This window comes from Sandaracinobacteroides sp. A072, assembly GCF_052616365.1.
Genome location: NZ_JBQXGU010000007.1, coordinates 1 through 7,761 on the forward strand (window position 1 = coordinate 1; position 7,761 = coordinate 7,761).

Here is a 7,761-nt window from a genome sequence, read left to right on the forward strand (position 1 = left end):
GGAATATGAACGGAGGCGCCATGGCCTGACCCAACAGACCTAAACCGCAACCCGTCCACCAAAGCGGGTCAACTCCAGTGACCCAGTTCGTCGGCTATCTTGCCGCATTCCGCGCACCCGAACCGTTTACGCCGCTTTTTGCCGGAATATTGGGCGCAGCCCTGACCACCTGGGTCACGTTCGTACCGTGCTTCCTGTGGATTTTTGCGCTCGCCCCATGGATGGAGCGGCTTGAACACGCACAGCGGCTGAAAGGTGGGCTTGCGGCAGTAACCGCAGCAGTTGTCGGGGTCATCGCCAACCTGTCAGTTTGGTTTGCCCTGCACGTGCTGTTCTCGCGCGTTGTTAACCAGGATCTGGGCGGCCTCACCCTTTCAGTTCCGGAAATCGCCAGTTTCGACTGGCGAGCAGGAGTGCTGGCCGCCGTGGCGGCGGTCCTCATTTTCCGCCTGAGATGGAACGTCCTGCGCGTTCTTGGCCTTACCGCTCTGGGCGGGCTGGTGCTCGGCCACATCGTTTGAGAAGGAGATTCACCATGAGTGTATTTCTCGTCGCGACGCAATTGGCGCTATGGCGCTCAATGTTGCTGCCGCAGCTTCTCCTGCGACAACTTCGGCACAGACCGCTGAGGCGCCTTCGGCCACAGGTGGTGCCATGGCTGCCTTTGCAGGCGACCACTCGAGGACGTTTCTCCTATCAGAGTCTAAACGTCCTTCATGTTGCCAAACCATCGATGATCGGACAATCTGGCCGGTTGTCACCGTGGCACTGACGGGCGAGATCCAGGAGGGTGCGCCGCATGTTTTCGAGCGCCTTTGCCTTGCGCCCCAGTTCGTCCGCCTGGGCGAGCGCCAAAGCCTTTACCTCGCTGCTGGCCCGCTCACGGTCCGACCAAAGGGCAAGTAAAGTCGTGATCTCCTCCGTCCCGAACCCGAGATCGCGGGCATTGGCAATGAAGCGCAGGCGATGAACATCGGCATCGGAATAATCGCGATACCCACTCCCGCGGCGCGGCGGCGCGGGGATCAGGCCGATCTTTTCGTAGTGCCGGATCATCCGCTGCGAGACGCCGCTTGCCTGCGAGGCTGCACCGATGTTCACAGCTTCACCCGGTTGAGACGCAGTGAGTTGGCGACAACGCTGAACGAGGACAAGGCCATCGCCGCCGCAGCGATCATCGGCGAAAGCAGGATGCCGAAGAACGGATAGAGCAGCCCTGCCGCGACTGGCACGCCGGCCGCATTGTAAATGAAAGCGAAAAACAGATTCTGGCGGATGTTGGACATTGTCGCCTCGCTGAGCTGGCGGGCGCGAACGATGCCGACAAGATCGCCCTTCAGCAGCGTCATCCCCGCACTTTCCATGGCGACATCGGTGCCATGACCCATTGCTATGCCGACATCCGCAGCCGCGAGCGCGGGCGCATCGTTCACTCCATCCCCGGCCATGGCGACGACGCGGCCTTCCTGCTTCAGCCGCGCGACGACATCGGCTTTCTGATCGGGCAGGACGTCGGCTTCGACGGCATCGATGCCGAGCCGGCGCGCGACGGCGGCGGCTGTCGTGCGGTTGTCACCGGTCAACATCACCACGCGAATGCCATCAGCGCGCAAGGCGGCCAGTGCTTCCGGCGTTGTTGGCTTGATCGGATCGGCAATGGCGAACACGCCTACCACCTGCTGGCCCAGCCCCATGAAGATGGCCGTTGCGCCATCTTCGCGAAGTGCATCGGCTTCGGCAGCAAGAGGCGCGGTATCGATCCCCGATTCCGTCAGGAAGCGCGCGTTGCCCAACGTGATGCGCTTGTTCTCAACCACACCAACGGCGCCCTTGCCGGTCGGGGAATCGAAACCGCTGACGGGAGGGATTTCGATGGACCGGCTGATCGCCGCATCGACGATCGCCAACGCCAGCGGGTGTTCCGACGCCCGCTCCACGCCGGCCGCCAGCCGCAGCAATTCCGCTTCCTCAAACCCTGCCGCTGCGATGATCCGGGTGACGGCGGGCTTGCCTTCGGTCAGCGTGCCGGTCTTGTCGACCACCAGCGTGTCGACCTTTTCCATATGCTCCAGCGCCTCGGCATTCTTGATCAGCACGCCAAGTCCCGCGCCGCGCCCGACGCCCACCATGATCGACATCGGCGTGGCAAGGCCCAGGGCGCAGGGGCAGGCGATGATCAGCACGGATACCGCCGCAATCAGCCCGTGGGCAAAGCGCGGCTCCGGCCCCCATATGCCCCAGAGTGCGAAGGCAAGAATGGCAATGCCGATAACCAGCGGCACGAACCAGCCGGAAACCTGATCCGCCATGCGCTGGATCGGCGCGCGTGAGCGTTGCGCTTCGGCAACCATTTGCACGATCCGGGAAAGCATCGTGTCCCGTCCGACCTTGTCTGCGCGGATGATCAAGGCACCACTCTGGTTCATGGTGCCGCCGATCACCGTGTCGTCAACCGACTTCGTAACCGGCATGGATTCGCCCGTGACCATGGATTCGTCGATCGCCGAACGGCCTTCTTCGACTACGCCGTCAACCGGAACCTTTTCACCCGGCCGCACCCGCAGCCGATCACCCACTGCGACCTCTTCCAGCGGAATTTCCGCCTCGCTACCGTCAACAGCGATGCGCCGCGCAGTTTTCGGCGCCAGATTGAGCAACGCCTTGATCGCGCCCGAAGTGCGTTCGCGGGCGCGCAATTCCAGCACCTGGCCCAACAGTACCAGCACGGTGATGACCGCTGCTGCCTCGAAATAGACCGCGACCGTTCCATCTGCAGCGCGGAAGGCATCAGGAAAGATACCCGGCGCCACTGCCGCGACCACACTGTAGAGCCAGGCCACGCCGGTTCCCATGGCGATCAGCGTGAACATGTTGAGATTGCGCGTTTTGAGCGAGGCCCAGCCACGCTGAAAAAAGGGCCATCCCGCCCACAAGACAACTGGTGTGGCCAGCGCAAACTGGATCCATATCGACGCCTTCATCGGTATCAGATGATGCAACGCCGGGAACAGATGCCCGCCCATTTCCAGAACGAGCACAGGCAGGGAGAGCGCAAGACCGATCCAGAAGCGCCGGGCCATGTCGATCAGTTCGGCGCTTGGCCCTTCATCGGCCGTAACCATCGCCGGTTCGAGCGCCATGCCACAGATCGGGCACGCCCCCGGGTGATCCTGCCGGACTTCCGGATGCATCGGGCAAGTCCAGATCGTGCCCGGCTGATCTTGTGCGATCGGGGCGGCAGCCTTGTTCAGATAACGCTGCGGGTCGGCGACGAATTTCTCGCGGCACCCGGCGCTGCAGAAATGATAGTCGCTGCCGGCGTGCGATGCGTGATGCGCGGTCTTTTGTGGATCTACATACATGCCGCAAACCGGGTCGATAACCTGTCCGACGAAATGGTCGCCGTGATCGCCGCAACAACCATGGCTTCCCGCACGCGTGCTATGTTTCGACTCGGCCATCACGGTCTCCTTCCATTGGAGATCCATGGTGCACCCTGACACTATGTCAGAGTCAATAAGCACTTGACCCTGACATAGTGTCAAGTGCGATAGTAGCGACGACTCGAAGGATACGAACCAGAGTGAACCTGAGACCAATCAACGTCCGGCCAAACAAATCTGCCCTCCACGAGGAGAGCGGGCGGGCGGTGCGATTGATCCTTGCTCTGCTCGTTATCCTAGCCTTGTCCGTCATGCCCATCTCGATGGCGGACCGGACGACGGCTGCCCATGCGGCCACTGCCACACCGATGGCCATGGATGATTGCACCGGCCATCACGAGACGGCACCCGACAAGCATCACAGCGGCACGCAAGACTGCGCGATGGCCTGCGCGGTGGTTGAGCCAGTGGCGCCTCAGCTGGCAGTGGAGACAAATCCGGTTCGATCTGCCCTGTCGCCTCAGCCATCCCCTCGTCTGAACGGGATAGCGCCAGAGGCCACTAGTCCGCCTCCACGTCTGTTTCCGGAAATTTGAAAGCTTTTCAAATCTTCTGGAGAATGAACGATGATCACACTTTTGAGCGCAGTCGCAATGGCGGCTGCAGCACCTGTGGCAGCGCAGCCCACAACGCCTGACCATGCCGGCCACAATGCTCCTCAGACCGAGCAGAGGGGCAAGGGATGCTGTTGCTGCAAGGACAAGACGAGCGGCGATACGCAGGCCAACGGGAAAAAGATGGAGTGCTGCGAGAACAAGCAGCACGATGCGGCTCCGGCAGAGCATTCGCAGCACAACCATTAGGAACCAACCGGGCGGATGGCATCTCGCTGTCCGCCCGGATTCCAGTTTATTTTTTTTGGGTTTCTTCCAGACAGGAAAACCCCGGGACATATGGATATGACAGCACTTATAGAACGCCGCTCGTTCCTGCGCGCCGGCGCTGCGGGCCTTGTCGGCTTCGGCATGAGCGGGCTTTTTCCCGCCTGGGCGCAAACCGGTTCGGCGGGCCTCGCACCCAGCTCCCCCACGCTCGCCGGCGACGATATTCACCTCAGGATCGCCAACAGCACCTTCACGGTTGGCGGGCGCACCGGTCATGCCGTCACCATGAACGGCGTCCTGCCCGCACCGCTTATCCGGCTGCGCGAAGGGCAAAATGTCCGCCTCCACGTTGAAAACACGCTGGATGAGGACAGCTCGATCCACTGGCACGGGCTGATCGTCCCGTTTCAGATGGACGGAGTTCCTGGTGTGAGCTTCCCCGGCATCAAGCCGCGCACCACGTTCACCTATGAATTTCCGATCGTCCAGAGTGGCACCTACTGGTACCACAGCCACTCAGGGCTGCAGGAGCAGCAGGGGCATTATGGGCCGATCGTTATCGATCCGGCTGAGTCCGATCCGGTTGCCTATGACCGAGAGCATGTCATCGTGCTCAGTGACTGGACATTCCTCCATCCGCACCACCTCGTCACCAAGCTCAAGGCGGAGGGCGGCTACTTCAATCGCCAGAAGCAGACCCTGCTGGGCATGATCGAGGGCGGGCCGGAGGAGAAAATGTCGGCCTCCGACAGGGCCATGTGGGGCCGGATGCGAATGGACCCGACCGACATCGCCGATGTGACGGCTGCCACCTACACCTATCTCGTCAACGGCCACGGACCGCGGGAGAACTGGACCGGTCTGTTCCGGCCCGGCGAGCGGGTGCGGCTGCGCTTCATTAACGCGGCGACCATGACGATCTTCAACATCCGCATTCCCGGCCTGCCGATGACAGTGGTCAGCGCCGACGGACTGAATGTCCGGCCCGTGACGGTGGACGAGTTCCAGATCGGCAATGCCGAGACCTATGACGTCATTATCCAGCCAGCCGAGGACAAAGCGTTCACGCTCGTTGCGGAATCGATCGACCGTTCCGGCATGGCGCGCGCCACGTTCGCGCCGCGCTTGGGCATGGAAGCACCCGTTCCACCGCTTCGCCCGCGCCCCACGCTCACCATGAAGGATATGGGCATGGGCGGCATGGACCATGGTTCAATGGCGGGAATGGACCATGGCGCCATGGCCGCCGGGGCCAGCGCGGCAGCAGCAGATCACGGCAGTTCCCATTCGATGGGCGGCATGAACATGCGCGACAAATCGAAGGTGCCCGACAGCGTCAAGGTCGGCGTCGGCGTGGACGCCATCGCCATGTCTCCGGTCGACCGCACCGGTGACCCGGGCGTCGGGCTGGAAGACGTCGGCCACAAGGTGCTGACCTACCGAGACCTGATGTCGCTCACGCCCAATCCAGACACGCGCCCGCCGCAGCGCACGATCGAGGTTCACCTTACCGGCAACATGGAGCGCTTCATGTGGTCGTTCGACGGCGAAAAGTTCAGCGAAGGCGTCGAGCCGATCCGTTTCGAACGCAACGAACGCGCGCGTGTGGTGCTCATCAACGATACGATGATGACTCACCCCATCCATCTGCACGGCCATTTCTTCGAGGTGGTGAACGGCCATACCGGCAGTTATCCGCGCAAACACACTGTCAATGTCCTGCCAGGCGGCAAGGTCAGCTTCGACCTGACGGCGGATGCGCCCGGTGACTGGGCGTTTCACTGCCATCTGCTGCTCCACATGCACGCGGGGATGTTCCGTGTCGTCACCGTCCGTCCGCTCGAGGGAGAAGCGGCATGAAGTCTCTTTTGGGCATCGTCCTTGTCACGATCGCAACGCCTGCTCTGGCGCAGCATGTTCATGACGCCACTGAGCAGCAGGCCCCGACCGATCCGCACGCGCAGCATCAGACGGATGAGCCATCGGCTGGTCCCCATGCCGGGCACGCCATGCCGCCGAAGGCTTCGGAGCCAAAAGATCCGCACGCCGGCCACCAGATGCCCTCATCCGCGCCGATAGATGCGCACCAGGCGCATGTCGGGCATGAACCCGGCATTCCCGATCCGCCAGTCAAAGGTCCTTCCGCGGCAGCATTGGTTGGCCCCGCTCACGCTGCGGATGACGTTTTCGGCGTTTCGGCAATGGCTCCGGCGCGCAATATCGTCCGCAAGGAACATGGCGACATCAAAAGCGGCATGATCCTGATCGATCAGCTGGAAGCAACCATCGGCGAGGGCAAAGACGGTTTCGCCTGGAAGGCTGAGGGCTGGTACGGCGGTGATATCAATCGGATCTGGGTCAAAACCGAGGGTGAAAGCCGCTTCGGCGAGAACCCGGAACACGTCGAGGTCCAGGCACTCTGGAACCGCGCGCTTGATCCGTGGTGGAATCTCCAGGCGGGCCTCCGGCAGGACTTCGGTACCGGTCCGGACCGCACCTATGCTGTTTTGGGCGTGAAGGGTCTGGCGCCTTACTGGTTCGAAATCGACGGTGCGCTGTTTGTGTCAAACAAGGGCGATGTCACCGCGCGGATCGAAGCAGAATATGATCAGCGCCTAGCCCGGAGGCTCGTCCTCCAGCCCCGAGCCGAACTCAACTTTGCTGCGCAGGATGTGGCCGAACTCGGGATAGGCTCTGGTCTTTCCACCGCCGAACTTGGTCTTCGCCTGCGCTATCAGTTCGTGCCCGAGCTCGCTCCCTACGTCGGCGTCGAGTATGAACGAGCTTTAGGCGGCACTGCGGATTTTCGGCGTTCCCGGGATGAGGGCGCAGGAGGATGGCGATTCCTGATTGGCGTTCGCTCCTGGTTCTGACGATTGATCGCAGACGCAGGCGGACTCTGATCAGATCCATAATGGGGCATGGTCGAATACCGGATAGCCATCACGACGGTGGACGTGCGCGGTGGCTATTCTTCCTCAGCCAGTTTCCGAAAGAATCCGATATCTTCGTCCGGCTCATCCCACCCTTCTGCAATCCTGGCCCAGCGATCGACCCTCTCGCGGAAATCGGGATCGTCGATGGAAACATGGAAGGTGTAAAGCCGGTTCACGATCTCGCGCATCAGGTCACGCATCTGATCGTTATCGAGATGGGAAACGTCGTTCCAGGCAATCTCACGGCCGTCGGCATCGATGACGTGAACATCGGAATAGTCACCGGCATGGGTCACAGGGACGATGCCAGCATGAAGGGTTTCAAGGCCGGTGTTGCGGACGCACATCATCGCCAACGTTTTCGCCATCATGGCGGCAATGCGCTTTTCATCCTCGCGATCCATAAGAACAGGGTGCCATAATGGACAGCCATTGTCTGCCACCCTGTACTTTCATCAGCCAATCCGCGCCTTGGCCGTCATGGTCTGAGCCCGAGGTTTCTACCAGCTACGAGTAGAGCCTGCGCCCGGGTTGATGCCCATGCTTGGGCGTGATGGC

General features: G+C 61.7%; 6 protein-coding genes. 3 read left to right on the forward strand and 3 right to left on the reverse strand.

The annotated features are described in order from the left end of the window. Nucleotides 1-77: 77 nt before the first annotated feature. A complete protein-coding gene (locus ACUJ46_RS12460) occupies nt 78-521 on the forward strand; it encodes a chromate transporter (RefSeq protein ID WP_445390827.1) in 444 nt (147 codons plus the stop codon). A 193-nt stretch (nt 522-714) separates the two neighbouring features. On the opposite strand, the gene cueR is transcribed toward ACUJ46_RS12460, so the two are convergent. Together cueR and ACUJ46_RS12470 are read right to left on the reverse strand one after the other, a co-directional pair. Then, on the reverse strand, nt 715-1,101 hold the full coding sequence (cueR, locus tag ACUJ46_RS12465; RefSeq protein WP_123155244.1) for a Cu(I)-responsive transcriptional regulator: 387 nt from the start codon (nt 1,099-1,101) through the stop codon (nt 715-717). Further along, nucleotides 1,098-3,461, reverse strand: coding sequence for a heavy metal translocating P-type ATPase (locus tag ACUJ46_RS12470; RefSeq protein ID WP_445390828.1), 2,364 nt, complete (start codon nt 3,459-3,461; stop codon nt 1,098-1,100). The genes cueR and ACUJ46_RS12470 overlap by 4 nt, the downstream gene beginning before the upstream one ends. An 881-nt stretch (nt 3,462-4,342) precedes the next feature. Between ACUJ46_RS12470 and ACUJ46_RS12475 the strand changes: the two genes are divergently transcribed. After that, nucleotides 4,343-6,127, forward strand: coding sequence for a copper resistance system multicopper oxidase (locus tag ACUJ46_RS12475; RefSeq protein ID WP_445390830.1), 1,785 nt, complete (start codon nt 4,343-4,345; stop codon nt 6,125-6,127). Further along, nucleotides 6,124-7,140, forward strand: coding sequence for a copper resistance protein B (locus tag ACUJ46_RS12480; RefSeq protein WP_445390829.1), 1,017 nt, complete (start codon nt 6,124-6,126; stop codon nt 7,138-7,140). Before ACUJ46_RS12475 ends, ACUJ46_RS12480 begins: the two co-directional genes overlap by 4 nt. A gap of 95 nt (nt 7,141-7,235) precedes the next feature. Here the strand turns inward: ACUJ46_RS12480 and ACUJ46_RS12485 are convergent, their stop codons facing one another. After that, nucleotides 7,236-7,607: a hypothetical protein gene (locus ACUJ46_RS12485; RefSeq protein ID WP_241940750.1), complete on the reverse strand. Its 372-nt coding sequence runs from the start codon at nt 7,605-7,607 to the stop codon at nt 7,236-7,238. Between the last annotated feature and the right edge of the window lie 154 nt (nt 7,608-7,761).

Coding starts and splice junctions, on each gene's coding strand:
- ACUJ46_RS12470 (WP_445390828.1), bottom strand. CDS start 3,461: ATGGCCGAGTCGAAACATAGCACGCGTGCGGGAAGCCATGGTTGTTGC.
- ACUJ46_RS12475 (WP_445390830.1), top strand. CDS start 4,343: ATGACAGCACTTATAGAACGCCGCTCGTTCCTGCGCGCCGGCGCTGCG.
- ACUJ46_RS12480 (WP_445390829.1), top strand. CDS start 6,124: ATGAAGTCTCTTTTGGGCATCGTCCTTGTCACGATCGCAACGCCTGCT.
- ACUJ46_RS12485 (WP_241940750.1), bottom strand. CDS start 7,607: ATGGATCGCGAGGATGAAAAGCGCATTGCCGCCATGATGGCGAAAACG.